Source organism: Halopenitus persicus, from assembly GCF_900107205.1.
Lineage (GTDB): Archaea > Halobacteriota > Halobacteria > Halobacteriales > Haloferacaceae > Halopenitus > Halopenitus persicus.
This window is the reverse complement of sequence record NZ_FNPC01000013.1, coordinates 1-19,449: the sequence shown is the minus strand read 5'-3', so window position 1 is coordinate 19,449 and position 19,449 is coordinate 1. Positions and strand designations below refer to the sequence as shown.

Annotated in this window: 23 protein-coding genes; 13 read left to right on the top strand and 10 right to left on the bottom strand. The window is 50.3% G+C overall.

What is annotated here, in order from left to right; all coding sequences use genetic code 11:
• Window positions 1-156: 156 nt before the first annotated feature.
• Window positions 157-468, bottom strand: a complete 312-nt coding sequence (locus tag BLV25_RS17035; RefSeq protein ID WP_143114487.1) for a hypothetical protein — start codon at window positions 466-468, stop codon at window positions 157-159.
• A 55-nt stretch (window positions 469-523) separates the two neighbouring features.
• On the opposite strand from BLV25_RS17035, the gene BLV25_RS15235 reads away from it, so the two are divergent.
• Both BLV25_RS15235 and BLV25_RS15230 read left to right on the top strand, forming a co-directional pair.
• The gene (locus BLV25_RS15235; protein WP_256335756.1) at window positions 524-946 is read left to right on the top strand and encodes a hypothetical protein; all 423 of its coding nucleotides are present in this window, start codon (window positions 524-526) and stop codon (window positions 944-946) included.
• Between the two features lie 148 nt (window positions 947-1,094).
• A complete protein-coding gene (locus tag BLV25_RS15230) occupies window positions 1,095-1,430 on the top strand; it encodes a hypothetical protein (protein WP_092734936.1) in 336 nt (111 codons plus the stop codon).
• Between the two features lie 84 nt (window positions 1,431-1,514).
• On the opposite strand, the gene BLV25_RS17030 is transcribed toward BLV25_RS15230, so the two are convergent.
• Entirely contained in the window at window positions 1,515-1,775 is a 261-nt protein-coding gene (locus tag BLV25_RS17030; protein WP_143114486.1) for a hypothetical protein, read from the bottom strand.
• A gap of 409 nt (window positions 1,776-2,184) precedes the next feature.
• On the opposite strand from BLV25_RS17030, the gene BLV25_RS15225 reads away from it, so the two are divergent.
• From BLV25_RS15225 to BLV25_RS15215, 3 genes are all read left to right on the top strand, one after another.
• Entirely contained in the window at window positions 2,185-2,496 is a 312-nt protein-coding gene (locus tag BLV25_RS15225; protein WP_092734933.1) for a hypothetical protein, read from the top strand.
• A gap of 974 nt (window positions 2,497-3,470) precedes the next feature.
• Entirely contained in the window at window positions 3,471-4,565 is a 1,095-nt protein-coding gene (gene fni / locus BLV25_RS15220; protein ID WP_092734930.1) for a type 2 isopentenyl-diphosphate Delta-isomerase, read from the top strand.
• A gap of 300 nt (window positions 4,566-4,865) precedes the next feature.
• A complete protein-coding gene (locus tag BLV25_RS15215; protein WP_218128654.1) occupies window positions 4,866-5,696 on the top strand; it encodes a hypothetical protein in 831 nt (276 codons plus the stop codon).
• A gap of 105 nt (window positions 5,697-5,801) precedes the next feature.
• On the opposite strand, the gene BLV25_RS15210 is transcribed toward BLV25_RS15215, so the two are convergent.
• Together BLV25_RS15210 and BLV25_RS18040 are read right to left on the bottom strand one after the other, a co-directional pair.
• Window positions 5,802-7,040, bottom strand: coding sequence for an RNA-guided endonuclease TnpB family protein (locus tag BLV25_RS15210; RefSeq protein WP_321166992.1), 1,239 nt, complete (start codon window positions 7,038-7,040; stop codon window positions 5,802-5,804).
• A gap of 714 nt (window positions 7,041-7,754) precedes the next feature.
• A complete protein-coding gene (locus BLV25_RS18040) occupies window positions 7,755-8,165 on the bottom strand; it encodes a hypothetical protein (RefSeq protein ID WP_092734924.1) in 411 nt (136 codons plus the stop codon).
• A gap of 56 nt (window positions 8,166-8,221) precedes the next feature.
• On the opposite strand from BLV25_RS18040, the gene BLV25_RS15200 reads away from it, so the two are divergent.
• Entirely contained in the window at window positions 8,222-8,434 is a 213-nt protein-coding gene (locus tag BLV25_RS15200; protein ID WP_092734921.1) for a hypothetical protein, read from the top strand.
• A gap of 50 nt (window positions 8,435-8,484) precedes the next feature.
• Here BLV25_RS15200 and BLV25_RS17020 read toward each other — a convergent pair whose 3' ends face one another.
• Window positions 8,485-8,733, bottom strand: coding sequence for a hypothetical protein (locus tag BLV25_RS17020; protein ID WP_143114484.1), 249 nt, complete (start codon window positions 8,731-8,733; stop codon window positions 8,485-8,487).
• Between the two features lie 505 nt (window positions 8,734-9,238).
• Between BLV25_RS17020 and BLV25_RS15195 the strand changes: the two genes are divergently transcribed.
• Together BLV25_RS15195 and BLV25_RS15190 are read left to right on the top strand one after the other, a co-directional pair.
• Window positions 9,239-10,474 (top strand): Cdc6/Cdc18 family protein, encoded by a 1,236-nt coding sequence (locus BLV25_RS15195; protein WP_092734918.1) that lies wholly within the window; start codon window positions 9,239-9,241, stop codon window positions 10,472-10,474.
• Window positions 10,475-10,636: 162 nt separating this feature from the next.
• On the top strand, window positions 10,637-11,164 hold the full coding sequence (locus BLV25_RS15190; RefSeq protein ID WP_394327133.1) for a Cdc6/Cdc18 family protein: 528 nt from the start codon (window positions 10,637-10,639) through the stop codon (window positions 11,162-11,164).
• A 47-nt stretch (window positions 11,165-11,211) separates the two neighbouring features.
• Here the strand turns inward: BLV25_RS15190 and BLV25_RS15185 are convergent, their stop codons facing one another.
• Together BLV25_RS15185 and BLV25_RS17015 are read right to left on the bottom strand one after the other, a co-directional pair.
• Complete coding sequence (locus BLV25_RS15185) at window positions 11,212-11,916, bottom strand: hypothetical protein (protein ID WP_092734912.1); 705 nt, start codon at window positions 11,914-11,916, stop codon at window positions 11,212-11,214.
• Window positions 11,913-12,977, bottom strand: a complete 1,065-nt coding sequence (locus BLV25_RS17015) for a hypothetical protein (protein WP_143114483.1) — start codon at window positions 12,975-12,977, stop codon at window positions 11,913-11,915. Before BLV25_RS17015 ends, BLV25_RS15185 begins: the two co-directional genes overlap by 4 nt.
• Window positions 12,978-13,887: 910 nt before the next feature.
• On the opposite strand from BLV25_RS17015, the gene BLV25_RS15180 reads away from it, so the two are divergent.
• Entirely contained in the window at window positions 13,888-14,148 is a 261-nt protein-coding gene (locus tag BLV25_RS15180) for a DUF7386 family protein (RefSeq protein WP_092734909.1), read from the top strand.
• Window positions 14,149-14,289: 141 nt separating this feature from the next.
• Complete coding sequence (locus tag BLV25_RS15175) at window positions 14,290-14,703, top strand: hypothetical protein (RefSeq protein WP_092734906.1); 414 nt, start codon at window positions 14,290-14,292, stop codon at window positions 14,701-14,703.
• A gap of 239 nt (window positions 14,704-14,942) precedes the next feature.
• On the opposite strand, the gene BLV25_RS15170 is transcribed toward BLV25_RS15175, so the two are convergent.
• Complete coding sequence (locus tag BLV25_RS15170; RefSeq protein WP_092734903.1) at window positions 14,943-15,272, bottom strand: hypothetical protein; 330 nt, start codon at window positions 15,270-15,272, stop codon at window positions 14,943-14,945.
• A 99-nt stretch (window positions 15,273-15,371) separates the two neighbouring features.
• Window positions 15,372-15,998 (bottom strand): rhomboid family intramembrane serine protease, encoded by a 627-nt coding sequence (locus tag BLV25_RS15165; RefSeq protein ID WP_092734900.1) that lies wholly within the window; start codon window positions 15,996-15,998, stop codon window positions 15,372-15,374.
• A 248-nt stretch (window positions 15,999-16,246) separates the two neighbouring features.
• On the opposite strand from BLV25_RS15165, the gene BLV25_RS15160 reads away from it, so the two are divergent.
• From BLV25_RS15160 to BLV25_RS15150, 3 genes are all read left to right on the top strand, one after another.
• On the top strand, window positions 16,247-16,837 hold the full coding sequence (locus BLV25_RS15160; RefSeq protein WP_176819511.1) for an RNA polymerase sigma factor: 591 nt from the start codon (window positions 16,247-16,249) through the stop codon (window positions 16,835-16,837).
• A gap of 18 nt (window positions 16,838-16,855) precedes the next feature.
• A complete protein-coding gene (locus BLV25_RS15155; protein ID WP_143114482.1) occupies window positions 16,856-17,626 on the top strand; it encodes a hypothetical protein in 771 nt (256 codons plus the stop codon).
• Between the two features lie 427 nt (window positions 17,627-18,053).
• Window positions 18,054-18,296, top strand: a complete 243-nt coding sequence (locus tag BLV25_RS15150) for an amphi-Trp domain-containing protein (protein WP_092734891.1) — start codon at window positions 18,054-18,056, stop codon at window positions 18,294-18,296.
• A gap of 445 nt (window positions 18,297-18,741) precedes the next feature.
• On the opposite strand, the gene BLV25_RS15145 is transcribed toward BLV25_RS15150, so the two are convergent.
• Window positions 18,742-19,449: SDR family oxidoreductase (locus tag BLV25_RS15145; protein WP_143114481.1), on the bottom strand; the 708-nt coding region annotated here is incomplete at its 5' end.

The following is a 19,449-nucleotide window of genomic DNA, read 5'->3' as shown; positions in this document are numbered from 1 at the left end:
TGCCTCTGGCAAATAAGCAAGCAGATTCTTATGTCTGGTTTGGCTGTGAAACTCGTGAAATAAACACTATGGCAACTTTTCTATGACACTCTGTCAGATCAACGTATCCGCGAGTTTGTAGGGTGTCGCTAGTTCTCTGCTACTCCCCGTACCCATTCATTCGTCATTTGGCCAGTCATCAGGCAGCCGCGACAATGTTGCCTTGATTGTGAGATCGTCGAAACCCGTCTGTTGTCGCAACCAGTTACCTGCTTCAACGTGTGCGTCCTGACCGTTTGGGATGTATATTCCATCTACAGACTGTACGATAAATGGGAGTTCAAGCACTTCTTCTTCAAGAATACGAGCGAGTTCGTTGTGATCTTCTGTTCCCGCTACCAATCGAATCAGTTGTTCAGCTGGAATTGGTGATCCCCATGAATGACGGCGGGCCAACTTCCAAACGAACTTCGCCGCAACATCCGACATTACGGTTGTTTCAGTATCGGTGACATTTATATGTACTCAATCCTGTCGAACACATATGTCCAATAGGTTTAACACGATCCACGTTCAAGATTGGGTACCAGAGCACCCCTCGCTCGAACACACTATGCCAAGCCAGAAATCACCCATCGATTCGGTTGAGAATCTCTCAATGGACGAACTCCGCGACGAGTACCCCAGTGGATGGCGAATTCTCGTTCAGAACGAAAGCGTCGGCTATATCCTTGATGCACTGATGGATGCACTACCAGGGTCTGAATTCACGAAATCGGAACTAGCCGACAAGTCAGGCGTCAGTCGCCAGTCCGTGTATTCTCATTTGGATCTTTTGCTGGTACTGGAAGTTCTCGAACCCGTTGAAGATTCCTCGCCAGAACGGTACCGGGTGAATGTTGATGACGAGCTCCTTGAGCTTCTGCATCAGGTTAATGGGATAGTGAATGAGCGACTGGCTGACTGAAGAAATTAATGTATAATACACCCCACAGGCCCTGTTGAAATCCTCAGCAAGTGATATATTCTGACCCGGGTGCGGTCAATGCAGGTGAAGCACGCATCATCCAGTACGGGCGGCATTTTTACGTCGGTATTGCTCAATTGGACGACTAATGACCGATTGGGAGCGAGTGAGACAAGACCTCAAAGAGGCGGGCTATTCTGGATTCGAGTTCGATAGCGGCGATACGGCCGTACCGGGATTGTCCGGAGAGTGGGTATCCGGTAATATCCCACGCGAGGGAGGATTGAAACACGAGAACCAACCACTTTGGATACGGATTCTCGACGCGCTAACGATGGGTGATACTGTGGAAGCCGACCCGGAAAATGCCCCGGAAAGCATACGCAACATCGCCACTAAACACGGGCTGGAAGTCGTGATATTCAGCGTCTCTGCCGACGAGGCACGCATCGCACTTTGTGACCCCTCAAAACATAATTTGTAACGGTTGTGTTCGCACTCTTCAGTGATCACTGTTTCAGACAAGAATATGTCCGAAGAAGGGGATTTCAACAGAGCCACATCCTGGTTAGACCTCTTGGTCTGAGTCCCAGAATATTATAGAGAGAAAGCCACCGAGCATAATCAGAGTTCCAACTACTTCAAGCGAAAATGGAGATAGATCGATACTGACAACCTGACTAACAAATAACGCGATGGCCGCGCCTATCATGGCTATGATGGTGCCAACCTTCCGGCTAATTGGCCAGTCATCTTTCCGTGACTGATATACTGCAAGTGCGCAGCCACCAGCAAAGACAGCGAGAGCGACAGTAGTTGTCCAATCCATATTAGGACAGATATTGTCATCTACAAAATGATTCCGGTGGTATATTCGCAAGCACGTTCTGAAGGGTGATTCAAACTTGACGGTGTGAAAAGAACCCTTGCGAATAGTTCTATGACTCCCTGCTAGACAGGAGTAATGATGTCGGGAATTTTCTGTCCGACGCCTATATTGGTGATAGTCTCAGGTAATGCAACTACGACGACGAAGCCATTACACTTCAACAGAATTGTGTAAAACCGACAGATAGCTTCCAAGTTCTCAGGTAAAACCATCCCTATCTCAGTTGGGATTTCTGGATTCATACCGGAGTCGTCACAACAACTCACCCCGCTCAGGTCTTGCGATTTGGGATATGAGATTCTGAAAGTCCCAAGGTGCTTTAAAACACTACAAAATACCACCTAGTGCGATGCAACAAGTCATCAACCGCAAGCTCTACGACACGGAGCAAGCTGAACAGGTCGCCCGATACGCGCCGCTCACCGATCGTGGCGATTTCAACTACCTGATTGAGACGTTGTACAAAACCTCTGATGGAGAGTACTTTCTCCATGCTGAGGGCGGTGCTTCGACCAAGTGGGCTGAGAAAATCAGCAATCAACGTACTCCTGGCGAGGTGATCCAGCTGCTAACAGATGAAGAAGCAGTTGACTGGTGTGAAGAACGGTCGATCGATGGAGAGATTATCGTCGAGGAGTTCAACGATTTGATCAAGCAGTAGAATGTGGTTTGCAGCGACGTGTTGAAGAACCTCGCTCGGCGTCCTATGCCCTTCCCCAACAATGTAGAATTCCCCGTCGTACTCGTAGGTTTCGACCCCAATCGTGAGGGCATAGGTCTCGATCATCGCGGTGTATCCGTGTTGGTAGCCGCTCCTATTGAGTACCGGCTCCTTCCTCTATCCAAGATCGAAAGGTGGATGTCAGACAACCATAAGGTATCACGTGTGATGGATGAGCAGTCAGAGCTTCTCGCGCATCTTCGTTCGATTCGCTCATCACTTATACGAAATCAAGGAGAATACCTGCGGCTTTAGCCGCAGGATGAATCCGACAACGTGGAATCAATCCACGTTCGACAGATTAGTTTGAGTTTCTAATGCGTACTTTGAAGTTCCAAAGACCACCATATGACAGTAAGGTCAGGTCGGAACGGAGCGGATTCCGAACGACCTTCGGAGGCGGCCTACCCGCCACTCAATGAGACAATATCCGAAACACCAATATGGTGAACGCGAATGCCAGAAGCGTTCGTCTGTGCCCGTTGGTCGAGCAAGCCCAAAGGTAACTCCAAGTCCATCGACGTGTCAGCGACTCCCTGCTGGCAAAAACAACAGATGAGAGCCACCGACACCGAGGATAGGAGTAACGGCCATTTGGCATGGCCAGCCAGCCACCGTTTCGTGATGGGTTAAACGGGTTCCCGAAGAAGAAATCGGACTCATGGTTGCGAACCTGAAACTCCCACCGCTCGGGATTCCTCCGCGTTCACGCGGAGGAGGATGTCAATGCTGTAGCAGTATCAGTTCTCGCAACTGGTTTAATAATCAGCGGAGACCCATTAGCGACCGCTTTCTTTATCGTTAGCATTATCGCCTGTCTGTACGCTTTTGTTCCACTTTTTATACAACGGTAATATATAGAACTGAACTGATACAACAGTACTGTTTTCCCATCCCTTTTACAAATTCGACTAATGACGGCGCAGAACTCCTCGGAGACTGAAGACCGGAAAGACGACCACCTTCAAATTGTACAGGAACGGGACGTTGAAACGACTGGTACGGGTTTCGATGATGTCCGTCTCGTTCATAACGCGCTTCCGGAACTCGATTACGACGCGATCGACCCTTCTATCGAGTTCCTGAGTCACAACCTCTCTGCCCCGATTTTCATCGAGAGTATGACTGGTGGGCACCACAACACGACGGAGATTAATCGGGCACTGGCCCAGGCCGCCAGCGAGACCGGTATCGCTATGGGTCTCGGTAGCCAGCGAGCAGGCCTCGAACTCAACGACGAACGCGTCCTTGAATCGTATACTGTCGCCCGCGATGCTGCGCCCGATGCGTTCATCTACGGGAATCTCGGGGCTGCACAGCTTCGAGAGTATGACATCGAAATGGTCGAGCGGGCAGTCGAGATGATCGATGCCGACGCGCTCGCGGTCCACCTGAACTTTCTCCAGGAAGCCACTCAACCTGAAGGAGATGTCGATGGGCGGAACTGTTTAGCTGCGATCAAACGAGTGACTGAGGCTCTCTCGGTGCCGATTATCGTCAAGGAAACGGGCAACGGGATCTCCGGGGAGACTGCCCGAGAGCTGACTGCGGCAGGCGTTGATGTGATCGATGTCGCTGGAAAAGGCGGGACGACGTGGTCCGGAATCGAGGCCTACCGAGCAGCGGCCGCGAACGCGCCGCGACAGAAACGAATCGGCACTCTGTTTCGAGAGTGGGGAATTCCGACCGCTGCAAGTACAATTGAGTGTGTTGCCGAACACGACTGCGTAATTGCGAGTGGTGGTGTCCGAACGGGATTGGACGTGGCAAAAGCGATTGCCTTGGGAGCCAACGCCGGCGGGTTGGCGAAGCCGTTCCTGAAACCAGCCACTGACGGGTCGGACGCTGTCATCAAGCGAATTGAGGACCTGATCGCCGAACTACAGACAGCAATGTTCGTCACCGGCTCAGGTTCGATCGACGATCTCCAGCAGGTGGAATACGTGTTGCAAGGAGAAACACGCGAGTACGTGGAACAACGAACCAGTAGCGAGTGCCGTGTTGAATAGCGATCCCTGAGCGGGGGTGAGGCCATTCGAATTCTGAGACCACCGCTGTGAACGCCTAACGGTGATGGTCCGATTTCAACTATCTACGAGGATACCGCTATTCAACACAACAGCTCCTTCCAAGGACAGAGATGCACTGTCTGAGAAATTCCCGTGGCCACTATTTTTCTGTTTGATCCCGTACCGCTGGATATGAGCCATACGTGTGAGGACTGTGGCGACACATTCGAGACGCTTACCCAACTTCGTCTCCACGACTGTTCGCCATCCAGTACGTCCGCCTCTCCAACCGACGATCCAGTGAACAGCGAGCAGTTGGATTCCCTTCTTGCTGACGTGGAAAACGATGACTTCGACGCGCTTCATCAAGCGATGGCGACGTACGAAACGAGACAGGCCACTGCCCACGAGCAAGACAACACTGACCAGTATCAAGAAGTCTCACGTACCTATCGAGAGCCACTCGTCACTGCATTGGATGACGCGACACGGGCAAATGGGTGGGAATTTCTCGCTGAATTCATTGACGCGTACCACCCAACCACTGCGCAAGACTTCCCGCACGTGACGACGATTATCCAGAATGTCACTGGACGGTATCTTATCCGAACGCGAGTGAGCGACGCTGTCGAGGCAATTCCAGTCGAGGCGCTCGAATACTTCGAAGCGATTCTCGATGATGTCGAAGCGGAGTACGGGTACATCAAGGAAGGACTCCATCCCTACGGGTGGGGGATTGGCCATCCCGAGCATTCGGTCGCGGACCGGGTTCACGACCACGCCGCAGCGGATATTTTCGTCGTGAATCCGATGCTCGAACACGCCTTCTACGCCGACCAGCATACGGCTATGGATCTGCTGGAACAGATCCTGAAAGATGACGCAATCCAGCACACGATCCGGCATCCAAGCGGTGAAATCACCGAAGTACGCCACTTGCTGGACGCCCCAGCTGGCGCAGCGAGTGATTTTTGGCCGACGATCCCTCGCTACTGGGAGTGGCACGAAGAGTTAGAGTATGACTTCGAACTAGCCGACGATGTTGCGCAGCGGATTCGAGCCCTCGTCCGCGAACACGGCATCGATGAGGATCTCCCTGAAGACTGGGAAATTACTGACCTGACCCTGTAGCAGTCCAGCCACAGATCCTAGACGCACGCGAACTACTACACACTGGTACTGCACGTTGACATCCTCACCCGCTTGCAGGCGGGGTGAATCCCGAGCGTTGGGATATTAGGGTTTGCAGTCTGCCTGCTCTTGTGGGTGGAACGCACCCGTAGTTGTATCGAACAGGTAGACTCCTGGCCGTGCCAAGCAGCCGTTACTCATATCCCCGGTTGGGGGAGTTTGAGTTATCTTTCGGCGAATATTCACCGCACCGTTCACATCTGCGTTCATCGTCGTTGCACACGAGTTACAGACGTACAGCCCACGCTCGACGCGGTTAGCGTCTCGAATCTGTCCACAACAGGAGCAGGTTTTCGAGGTGTTTTCCTCGTCCACACGGTCAACCAGTATCCCATATGCTTCGGCTTTGTATTCCAGCAGGCGCGTGAAGCGGTCGAACTCCCACCCGTGAAGTTTCTTGTTTCCACGCTGGCCCCAGTCTCGTGAGTCGCCGTCATCGTCCTCTCGAATATCACTCAAGTCGCCCACGGCTATCGTGCCGATTTCTTCCTCGATACATCGTTCAACGATGTGTTTCGAGAGGGTGTGCAGGAAGTGGTCTTTCCGGCGCGAGAGTTTCCGGCGGGCACGACGCGCCCGCTTTGATGGGCCGTTCTCACCCTCTATCTGGTATTCGTCGCGGGTGAAGTAGTGCTTGTCCTGTTTCAGCCGGTTGCCGGGGTACAACTCGCTTGGGCCGTCCTCGTAGTCGATAGCGAGGTAGTTGCTGATACCGAGGTCGATTCCGGCAGTGTTGTCGCCGGGCGCGTCTTCGACGGGAATTACTGTCTCACAGACGAGATGCAGCTCCCAACGGTCGCCGGTCCAGACTGCCCGGACCTGCTGGATGTTCTCAACGGTCACATCCGGTCGTGTCTCATACTCTACGAGAATGAAGTCTGAGCGCCCGTCTTTGAGGTTCCAGCCTTTCGAGAGACGGAGTTGGCCGTGTTTGTCGTCGTGTTTGATGCCGTTCTGTTTCCACGTCACAGTTGAGCGTGGGTGTCGGTCGCCGCGTTTCCGGTACCCCGGCGGCTTGTTGGTAATCGCGGGGTTCGATCGCAACGGCAGTCGACAGATGGAAATCGCTGTAGGCGCGCGCTGTATCTTCAAGCGTTTCAACAGTCGCGTCCGATTCGTGAAGTGTCGCTTGGTCCCTACTGTTGACCTGCGCCCACGTTCGCAGGGCCTTGTAATGATGCGCTTGTGCTCGATATTCCGCACGCGATCATCCCACTCAGCATACGGCACTGACTCAGGAGCGTTCTCCAAGAGCAGCGTGCCGTCCTCGAACACAATACGCATACTTTGTGTCGATTAACTGTAACCTTATGGGTTCGTACGGACGCTAAACCCTACCAGAGTACTGTTGAGCGGGGTCATTGACTGCTTTGCGGTCAACGTGTTTCGCTGAGTTGTGCAAACGCCGGGAGAAAATAGTTAGCACGATCTGTTGACCTTTCCACTCATCTGACACCCGCCCACTCACACCCCTTATTTCGTACGTTTCTACCCGAGCAAGGATGATCAAGAGATTAGCAAGGTGTGGTAGATCTCCAAGAACCATCTGATACCCGCTCACTCACACCCCTTATTTCGTACGTTTCTACCCGAGCAAAGATGATCAAGAGATAGCGAAGTGTTGTAGATTCCGTGAATTTATTCGAGGTATTTAAATGTAGCATTGATCTTATGATAGTTATAGATAAATTCGATCCATAGGGCCTCTACAGCCTATTTCTAGATATATATTGCCTATACAGTAAACTTTATAAATAAATAATATGCTAGTGATATAATAAATAATAGTAGTTAGGTAGAGAGAAAGAGTATTAATCTTAGCGTGAAGGAGAACGCGGGCAAGCAGTCTGATAGGTGGTCAGACAATGCTCGACCGCGTAGTTGAGAAAGCACGCGAACAAGAACTGTGAGGATACTCCGACGGAACAGTGCGTTGAGGCAGCGTTCCTGTATCACGCCGGTCTCTCGTATCGTCGCGTCCAGCGGGTAGTCAGGGAGTCATACGAGGCTGTGCGCCAGTAGTATCATCGATTGGCGTATCTGTTTGCTCCCGAGTTTGACCACCATTCGACGGTTGCAATCGACGAGACCAAACTGAACTTCGAAGATACCGAGATCTACGTCTGGGCTGTAGTCGATGTGGACACCTTCGAGGTTATCCACATCGAGGTGCCTCTTGGCCGATCTGAGCTCGACACACTGTTGTTCCTCAAGCGAGTACTGAAGGGCTGTCGCGGCGATCCTGTTGTACTCGTGGATCGCATACGGTGGAACAATTGGGCGCTTGAGGACCTCGATCTCTGTGAGCCACGTCGAGAAACGTAGGGAATGGGCTCTAGTGGCTCTGTTGAAATCCTCTTCTTCAGAGATATTCTCGCCTGAGATAGCCGGTCGATGAGAGCTGCGCATTGAGTACCGCCTGTGTTATCAAAAGAAACTACAGTTGTCAACCTACTGTATCGAGTATGGTAATCTCAACAGCATCAGTATGGGACGAAGTTGCAGATGAATTGGCAGAGAACCAGATAATTGAGTATGAAAATGCTACTGTGTACGGTGATTTTGACCAAGAACAAATTCTCCATCAAGGCCGTATCCGAATCTTGCCAAACAGTTGGGTCGCTCTACCCACTGGACGTCTTCTTTCTCCGGAAGCAGTCCACCATATTGATGCATAAATCTACTGCACACACCGGTTCTTAGCTGAGTTGCAAGAATACTCTCCGAATCAGTAGAGTGAATGTGCGTCCGACTCGGAACGGCCATTTCTTACGACGTTGACGCCTGCTGCGGCTAAAACTAACCCAAAGACTATGGAAACCAGTCCAACAAGTGTCTTGAGGTTCCCCGAGATTGCACTGAATCCGTTGCCCGCCATCAGGTCTCCCCATCCAGTTAGGGCGAATCCCAGCGGGGCGACACCTATCAAGACCATCGTCACCCCGAGAAAAATATCTCCAATCCGCCTCTGATTCATATGAGATGAAACAAGCCGCTTTTGCTTGGCTCTTTCCCTGTACTGAGCGATTGACGGTGACAAACTATCATCTGCTGAGGATTTCAATAGAGTCTCTCTAGTCGAAGCCTGGTTCGGCCTGCTGGAATACCGAACCAGGCTCTTCTACAACCGGTTCTCCCACTATAGCTCCTAGAAATCGGTAGATCGCTGGGTCAAAGCCTTCGCAGCCTTCCGCAATGCAATCCTCTAACCTTGACACCCTTGTCTACTCCCACCGATAACACAGAAACGAACGAAATGAGGGGTGGGGGTCCTTACGGTACTGCCAGTCTACCCCCACCGATAACACAGAAACGAACGAAATGAGGGGTGGGGGTGTTCCAAGGATATAATATTAATACCTACTTCACTCCTCTACTCAAACCTAAAATACACAAAAAGAAAGTCGTCTCTCAAACCGTAATGGAACACTTGATTGAATAGCACACTCATATATTCCCCTAATTCGTATCTACCACAAGTGATGATATTCAAAACAAGACAACCATTTCGAGATGAGTATACTCCCGACGAGATCGTAGCACATGACGAAACGATCTCTGAGCTAGTGAATATCTTTCAAGAGTACATAGATGGTTTTCAAGCCCCGTCTCTCTTGATTTATGGTGACTACGGAACAGGGAAGCGAACAGTCGTACAACATTTTTTATCAATATTTGAGAACGAGATTGATAGAGACATTGAAATTCTGACGGTCAATTGCAACAAAGACACCTCGTTATATCAAATATTCGTTGAACTTGCTAGCAGAATTTGTGAAGAAGATTACCCTAGTGGTACACATCAGGATAAGTTAGAAAAGGTAATTCTACGACGAATGGATGATCCATCTACTGTTTGGTATATTATATTAGAAAATCTTGAAAAATTCAATGAATGTGAAATACCATTCGAAGAGATACAGCAGTCAATTTCAACGTACGGAGCAAACCGGACAGAATGTGGAGTAATCGGAATTAGTAATGAGTCTGCTCTCGTTGAGTCTATTTCAATGGATGTACTCCAGCGGCCAGATATGAACATACTGGAAACCACTCCATATGATGCCCCTCAATTACAGGAAATTTTGAAGCTTCATGCGGACGAAGCGTTCAGGGAAAATGCACTTGCTGATGCAGTAATACCGAAATGTGCGGCAATTATATCTCAGGAAACAGGGAGTGCAAGAGATGCACTTCAATTGCTTGAGTTGGCCGGGTACGTAGCGTATCGAAACGATGAGTCAAGAGTGACATTAGCTCATTTGGATACAGCGACAAAATCTCGTGACGCTCTCAACACATATTACACATTTAAGCAGGATCTCACGCCGAAAGAACAATTGATCTGTGTTATTATCGCCGTTCACAATAAAATGGATGAAAAGCCAATCTCTACTGACGAATTATATGATAAGTACGATAGAGAATGTCAATCGTTTAATCTTGATAATATCTCAAAGCGAAGGGTCCAACAACTGATCGCTAATCTACGAGAAAAAGGAGTTGTACGCACACAAGAACACAACATCGGCCGTGCAGGCGGAACTTGGTCATCGCATGAAGTCACAATACCGCCTCATGAGATCTTTCAACCTGCCGTAGCAACCACCGGCCGGTTTGTTAGATACCTTCGTAACAATAATATCTCGGTTGATCCCTTAGCGATTCCAAACCCTGAAGTAAACATCCAAACATTCGTTTCAGACAGCTGGTCATAACCTGTGCCCCTGTAGTTACGAGGAAACTCTGGAGATGGTTGAGTGCAGGAGCGACAGGTGAACCGGCAAGACTGATCTTTCATTCGCTGTTTCAGGAACAGAGGTTCTGAAACGCCAATACAGTGAGAGCGAGGACGCTAAACAGATACTCGAGAAGAAGAGTTGTTCGCTGATCTGGACAGTCGTCTCAGAAGTCGATTTAGTAGCTCTGAACGGATACGGTTCGACCAGTACACTGAGGGTGAATTAGTATCTATCTTAGAGGCACGAGCACGGTGGGGATTATCGCCAGACGCAGTCGAGACACCGGAACTGCAGATTATGGCGGATGTAGCTGCCGGTGACGCTCGAACCGCGATCGGGATTCTTCGTACTGCAGCCCGGTATGCAGACCGAGATGCCGTAGGTGAGATTAAACGCGAGGTGATTACGGAAGCGATTCCGGAAGCGAAATCGGAAATTCACCGGAAAAGCCTCGATAAACTCAATCCTCACCAGCAAGCGCTGTATGAAGTCATCACGGACGCCGAGGAGATCGGACCGAGTGAGTTGTACGAAGAGTACACGGAACGCGTGGCTGATCCGAAGACGAAACGGATGGTTCGGAACTACCTCTCTAAAATGGAGCACTATAACCTGATAGTCGCAGAGGGGAAGACATGTGGCCGGACCTACCGTCCAGTGCCGTGAATCTTGTCAGAAGGCAATCTATGCACAGGGATCTTCTATATTCAAACTTAACTGAGAAGGGTCTGGACAGTTGTATCTCTCGGATCTATAATATCGAGATTTATTTCTGGGTAAAGTATGTCGTGGATCACTTGCAAAACAATTCGTTGATGGGCGTCTTCCGTAATATCCGGGTCTGTAGAAGCTAGTATCTGCACACCATGGTGTTTCTCAATATAGGCGGCATCAACCAGTATTTCGGCATCATGGTCAATATCTAACCGCCGATTGATTTCAGTACTTAATTCAGAATCATTGAACTGATCAAATGCCTCATCCAGTTCGGAATCCAAAACTACTCGCTTACACTCTCCCATTTGCTGGAAGCACCGGCGAATCACTGAGAGTTGCTCAGCTGTACTCTCATACTTATGCATATTCATCTTCACTCCTTTCCGAAGGTGCGTCTGGTCATTAGAATTGGAATGACTATCACCCCATCCCAACTCGTATTCAAAAATATCGTTGTCGGTCTCTAAAATAAAATCCTCTATGTCTTGGTACAGCAACCGGCGTCGTTCACAGAGGTTTTCGAATTCATCGATGGCTTTCCCACCAGCGACTACATAGATCTCTGGTAACTCGAAATACTCCCGACAACCCTTATCATATTCAAATTCAGCATCTCCATCTGTTGCAGCAGCGAGAATCGTCGAATACAGATAATTCACCAGAATATTATTATCAACATTCACCGAGACTGCCTCTGTCATTCATTGCCCCTCAGATAATCCCTGGACATTTCATGGATAGACACCATCATCTCACTATTTTCATTAGCGGTGAATTCTTCCGAGGATGGGCTTAACCCGACTTTAACACGCTCTTCACGGAGTCCCTGCGTTCTCCGACTAAGCGTAGTATGGAATCGTGAGAACCTCTCCTCGTGCTTCTGCCGTAATTCTTCCTCGTTCGGGCCTGTCGCAGTTTTACTTGATATTTTCAACGCTGGGTACTGCCATACGAACTTATAGAAGAAGTCTCCAAGACTATTCACGAGTTCTTTCTGTTTATCGGTGAGAGACGACAGATGTGTGAGCTTAGTCAGGATAATCTCTATTTCATCTGTAGCGTTCCGTACAGGGAGACGACATTCGTCAAAACCATCCATTCGAGCTATGTCTAACTGGATTTCAGAAACCAACCGTCGGAACTTTTTCTCTTCATTTCGGGAAAGGACACCATCGTCACTACCGCTCCCCCAGTCACTTAGAGTAGTCTCTTGATCGGGGCCTTCAACTAACTCATCGATCTGTTCAAGTTTCTCTCGGAGTTTGGTGGAGTGAACGTACAGATCCTCATACTTATCGTCTGCACAGGCTCTGTAGAAATCGCAGAGGAATTCGGTCTTCCCGGTGTATACGACATCCTTGAGGGTATAGTCATCAAAGAAAACAGTGTCTCTGTAGTATTCCCTGTACCGTTCAACGTCCGAAGAAACGTCAGGCTGATCCCCTGATTCATTGTGAGCGCTTGGTGCAATCGACAGATTCGGACCTGGTGTTGGCGGGGAAGATGTTTGTTCCGAAGTTCCCGCATCAGAGTCTGTCTTCACCCCCGCGAGGTACCAGCTGTACGTGAGCGGTAGGTTGAGATCACGGATAGCGAAGTAGAGTAGTTTCTCTTCTTCTGTCTTTGTAAGATCACGGCGGTTTACCGTGCTTCCGCCTGCGAGTTCGTCGTCCAGAGCCAAGCGAAGTCCGTCCAAAACGTGTTCCCGTAGCTCATCCTCATCAGAGGTTGAAATATCGTCTGGGGGTGATGAGGGAGCCATGGTTATCTTCAGTTTGGGTATCCGGTATGTATGTTTTCTGTGTTGCTCTCGGGATCTATCCCATAAAGTTAGGACGGAACCTCTATCGCCTGACCACGATCCTGGTACTTAGTTAAGTCACCGCGGCACGGTTAAAACCTTACTTGGACAGTAATCCAAAACATCCCTCTGACCACAATAGGGTTCAGTAGTATAAATTGAGTGAGTCTAATTTGTCAGCTGTTCGTTGACGGGATTCTCCGGGTTCTGAGGCGCTATCCAGAATTATTGGAATACAGATGCCTACTCTGGGTTCGGTAAGAGCCCTACCAATCGAATTCTACAAATATTTATCATATTATGATTTGTACGCAGGTAAACTACCAAGTTGGGGTATAGGATGCACGTTTAGACGCTGACCTCTACGGCCAACGGAGTCAGTCAGAGACAGAGGAACCATTTTTCGGTAGGTACTTTGTTTAATTCTCTTGACGCTCTTGTGATGTAGATTGTTGGTAGAGCCGAGCACGGAAAGCACTCTTACTGAAGTCACAACGCTTAGTAAGAGAGCACCGTGTCCCTATACGCGGTCAGGTGACTGTGTACATCCTGTGAGTGACTTTCCGACTTTATACAGGGATCAAGGAGAATCAGTATATATGCGTCACAAATGGTTGTTCAAGTACCAGGAACCTGGTTTTCGAGGCCGACCCCACGGGATCACACGCAGATGTATACACAATCCTCAATGTATGCACCTCAAAGCACCAAACCGAAACGTCAGGTGCATAGATTCGACCCAGCCAGCGACTATCTCCCCACTGATCATACCGATAGCTGATGCCACCGTTATGAAGAACCGGCTCTCGTTCACCCCAGAACGACGCAACAGCACCCCCCGTGCATACTCAAATACTTAAAGGAACTATCTATGACTGACCGAACCAGCCTCAAACTGAACGATGAACGGAAACATCTCTTCGAACAGGCCAGCCAGATCGTTGCAGGTGATCCCACGGATAATCCCCCACGCAGCGATGTTATCGACGCCGCACTCACTCACCTGATCGAAAGCCATCAGAATATAGAAAACGCCCGAAAAAAGTACCCACCGCAAACAATCAAAGACTGCGCGAACACATCCGTACTCGGACTTCGCTACCGAACCTCTATTGAATCCAAGTGGCGATGACTATTATTCCGTCTATGTTGTAAGTCTCAGATACTGACACGAGAGCGTGTTGACTACAGAGGATGGAGTCAGCAGACGATAAGTATCCATAGTAGCCACGCCAACGACAGTACTATAGTTCTGTAGCCACTACAGTCGGCTATGCCACGCGATAAAACGACCATCGAGGTCACGAATGAGTCGTGGAGTGCGCTAAACCAGATGAAAGGGCCGGGCGACACGTTCGACAACGTCATTCGGCGTCTTGCCGCACTCTCTGGGTCAACCATTGAACAACCAGAGAAGGATGAAGGGTACGTTGCTGGTGATGTGGTGTTGGCCCGTACTGAGCAACGCGGAGAAACTATTCTGCGCCCGAGTCTGATTATCCGAAGCAAGCGGGCCGATGAAACCGGAGACTATGAGGTCGTGCCACTGTCGAAACTCAAGTGGGGTCAGGACACGACCAGTCCCCGGGCTCGGGGGTACCTACGGGAACACGTTGATACGCTTAACTACAATGACGACAAGATCGTCCAACTCAACGAAGCACCTAGGTGGGTCGTAGAGGATTGAATAGGTAGACGACGGCCCCTGTTTAGGTAGAAACAGCTCCTTGTGAATAGTTCTATGACACCCTCTACATACAGTCACCGAATACCACCCCACAAGAAGTATTCACAACGTGGGCACGTCATTCCGCACCGTGGATGCTGTTATTCTTTGTACTGTTCACAATCACAGGCTACGCGTTGATGCTCTAAAACGATGCAGACGTGCAGGTACAGGGTGCGTTCGAAAAGGCTCAACTAATTCTATGTCGGCGGCACCCAGACATCCTGAAGAACCTCGTGAGCTTCCGCCATAACACGAGCACGGCGTTCGTTGTTCGCGTTTCGCTCCTCTCGAAGCATCCGCAACACGTGGTCGATTTCGTCTTGACTCTCCTGAGGCGCGGACTGGATCTCTTCGAGCTTCTCAATCGCTACGAGGAAGCACGAATCACGAAGCGTCATTCCGGCCCCCGCACTGTCTGGTTCATCGTAGCCAGCAGATCCGGGTTGAGCGCTCCCCTCTCGCGTCATATCGATTGCCTCTGCCAGATGCTTATTGTTCGTAACGTCATCACCGTTGACGTATTCCATATCTCATAGTTGCTATGGAGAGTAGTTAACGCTTGGCGTGAATGAACACGGAAGGACAACAGAGACTCTGGATCGGTAGTGACATCAAACTCGTATTCATCATCGTGTTTTGAGATATTCTTCATACCCGACATACACGCAGCCTAAGATCAGACCGATCACATGGCCGCTATGAAACTGTGCCGCTAAAACGGCCTCATGTAGTAAGAACACCGGGGTCCCCAGAATTAGAAGCACTGCAGTGATTTGCTCTAGGTCGTCCCGTGAGAACGTCAGCCCCGACTGGTATTCGTAGGCTTTGTGTCGTAGTTTGAGTCCAGTATATGCCCACAAAGCGAGGATACCCCCGCTAGCACCAGCAATCATCCATAGTTGGTGAACCAACGCAGTCACATTCGCCAGATACGTTCCAAGATACCCGAGACCAAATACCACATACAGAATCTTTTTCCCATCAATGTACGGTTCAGCGAACCCACCAGCGATGAAAAGAAAAAAGACGTTGCCACCGATGTGAGTGAGGTTAGACATATCGTGTGAGATTGGGCCGAAGATGATTCCCGGTGACAACGTATCCGGTGGTTTACCGAAGTAGAACCACCATTGAGCGACATCCTCTCCAAAGATCGTGAGTACACTCAACTGCAAGCCGTACCACCCCAGAAAAAACACAATAAGATATAGTGTCCATCGCCGGCGTCGGACCCAACCTAGTACCACGCCCATATGATCAGCCTCACTACAGTACTGTAAATAAGTTAACACGGAAGGGATACGTGATAGAGGCGCAAAAGATGAACACACCAGTAAATATACCGGAGTTACTCAAACCGATTATCAGTCGGGGCTAGGTCTGAGAGGGTTGTGTATCTATTATTGTCTTCAGTACTCAGCAACGAGAGAGACGATTCTGTCGCTGGTGAGGTTAGCGGCGATAGCTTTTTGACCTTTTGCTACAAATGTGTAGCAAGACGATGTCCCATCAGCCAACCGTCTCCGAAGAAACCGAATTCGAGGGTCTTCCTCGACGGCTTCCGGACCAGAATGCGGTCCTTATTGGACGCGTTACTGGCGACGGTGAGTTCGATGGATTAGCTGCGTACTACATTCACGGCCAGGGAAGCATCTTGATCGGTCACTATGAAAACCAGGAATTCAAACCGGAGTACACGATTGAGTGTGAGAGCCGGTTGATGTCCGCCTGTGTTCGAGAATTTAGTACTGCCGACGTAGAGACTGAACTCTCGACCGTGGGAAAAGCGCTCCTACAGGCGTGGCACTTTGGCGATCTGACGCCGCTTAGTCACAAACAAGCCCATGTATACGCGCTTCGGGAGAAAGCGGAGTTCAGCCGTGATGAAACGGCTGCCATCCTCAACATCTCCCCAAGTACTGTCGATACGCATCTTCAGCGGGCGAAAGAGAAACTGACCGCGGCAGAGAACTTGGTTCAGTTCGTCTATGTCGATGCTGATGAACTCGCTGAGGTTCATCCAGACTTCTTTGATGAGGCAGGGGTCAGTGACGAGGCGAGTTCCTCAAGCGACATTACGCCCCTCTCATAAGATGCGAGGAGACGCTGAATGAGTCGCTTTCCATCGCCAACACTCGCGGATCGAATAGATGATCGTATCCAGGAACTGGATGACGGCTTTGTTCGTCTTGGAGACGAAGACACACCATTCACGCTTCGAGAGGGTGGCGATCCGCTAGAGCAAGCTCGCCAGCTCCATAGCGAACGTGAAGAGTCGGAACGGGAACGAGATGAAGAGTCGAACGAGCCAGTCACTAGAACCCTGTCGGAGTGGCGGGAAAACATGATGGAGCTCGATTTCCCGTTCGTAGATACTATTCCGATTGACGAACAGCGGCGTCGTGCAAGCAAGGTTGCCGAGTTGGCTACTGAGGAAGGGTACGTTGACAGCGTTAACCGTGATGTTGCGTTTGAAGATAGGACTGTGCGCGGGAAGTACTGGCGTGGGGTCAACTTAATCGAAATCGGGACAGACCCAGACGACTTCCCTGGGTTCCGCACGGGAATTGTGCTTGCACACGAAGTGGGGCACGCATTCTATGATGCGTGGAGTCCGGATAGTGGGATCGAAGAGCAACCTCGGCTCTTCCGAACGCCGGATGAAAAAGAACAGGCTAGGAGACTCTCGGAGCGACTCCATGGTCCGATGATCGAAACGGATGGACCATTCGTTGATTATCGGAAGGGAAGTGACGAGGAACTTGCTGCTGCCGTGTTCGCGTCTCGAATCATCGAACCGATGGCCGCTCAACGGATTGCGCCAGATGCAGTCCGGCGGTTGGAAAATATCTTTGGAGACCTGGCAGACGATCTGTTCTAGGTTCTACGCACCCTTTATCTCGAAAATCTGGCTCTGTTGACATCCTATTCTTTAGATAAATCATCGTCCGAAAAAGCTGGTCGTTGAAGAGTGCTTACTGATACACCCGTCCGAGAGCAGATTGTGTAACGATTATGGCGACGGCGACAATTGCAAACCTCGACACCACCCCAAAGTTCGTAAATGCCCGTAGGGCGAAAAGAACAGCGAGGGCCACCACGGCAGAGGCGACCATTACCAGATTCTTGCGAAAAACCATATCGTAAGTCAAGAGAATTGAACAAAGTACCTACCGATAGGTGGTTCCCCTGTATCGACCGCAACCGAGTCAGAATATATCACTTGCTGAGAATTTCAGTAGAGCCATAGTCTTCTGTTTGGAATTCGCACGTGGTTATAATTGCAGTCGGGAGCGTAGTGTGAACTGATGCCCGAAGAGATACTGTTCAAAACCGAGGAACGGGTGCCGAGAACGGAGATTGCTGACGCGTTACGCGATGCTGCCGATCAGATTGAATCCGGAGATGTCACGTTAGTAGGCGACGCAGAAGAACGGACTGCGACTGTGCCGGAACGTCCTCGATTCGAAATCGAACTCGAACGACTCACGGATTCGGAAACCGGCGAACAACGGTACGAACTCGAGTACGAAATCAGGTGGAGTAAATAGCACCGCGGGGAGTGCTGCGTCCAATTTTCATCTCGTGTTTTCTTGACAGACGTCGAGTGGCCAACGAACCGATCGGTATGTGAGTCTCCTATACTGAGCGATCCGTGAGTACCCTGGACTGTCCGGTGCCACTTCAAACGTATCATTGCCTGAGGATTTCAACGGATCCGGCTATACCTATTCGACCTTTCACGGTAGTGCGTCCTTGGCAGATAGGTCAATCAGAGCCACGAATTCTGAGACACTGTTGAATCATCGACCATTGACTATCCCAGTACCTTTTCACGCACTCTGGGGGCTTAGCAGGCTTTCATCCCAGATCCGATACAACCGCTAGTCGGTGAGGCGGCCGGAACTGAGTATCGACCATTCGGTCTTTTATCGCCTCACCTTTCGACCCTATTCCACCGCGGCCGCTCGTGTGACGTTGATCTGGGTCTCCAGTTCAAATACCTCGGTAGCCGCTGTCGACAGTCAGTGGCTCTCCGTTCGTAAACGAGGCAGCATCTGAACAGAGCCACACGACTGCCGAAGCGATCTCTTCTGGTTCCCCAAGACGGTTCTGTGAATGCCGGCCGGCGATCTCTTGACGGAGTTCTTCATCAGAGGTAATACCGCCTTCATCGAGCATGTTTGTTGCAATGAACCCAGGGCACACAGCATTGACACGGATGTCATCATCGGCGTATTCCCACGCTGCTGTCTTCGTCAGTCCGAGGACGCCATGTTTTGCGGTCACGTACGCCGAGGCATTCTGAAACCCGACGTGACCAAGGACGGACGCCATATTTATGATCACTCCACCGCCATCTTGGCTGGTCATCTGATCAACTTCCGCACGGAGTGACCGCCAGACACCATTGAGATTGATGTCGATAGTGAGTTCCCACTCTGCTTCGTCAAGGTCGCCAGCCGGTGCCTGAGCGCCGCCGATACCGGCATTGTTGACTGCGTAGTCGAGGCTTCCGAATTCGTCGACGGCGGTTGTAACCATTCCGTCGACATCATCCATATCGGTCACGTCGGTATGAACGGCAACTGCTTCACCACCGTCGTCTCTAATCAGATCGACGGTTTCTGCTGCGCCGTCGTCGTCAACATCAGCGATGACGACGGATGCACCGTGTCGAGCGAATTCGATCGCCGTTGCTCG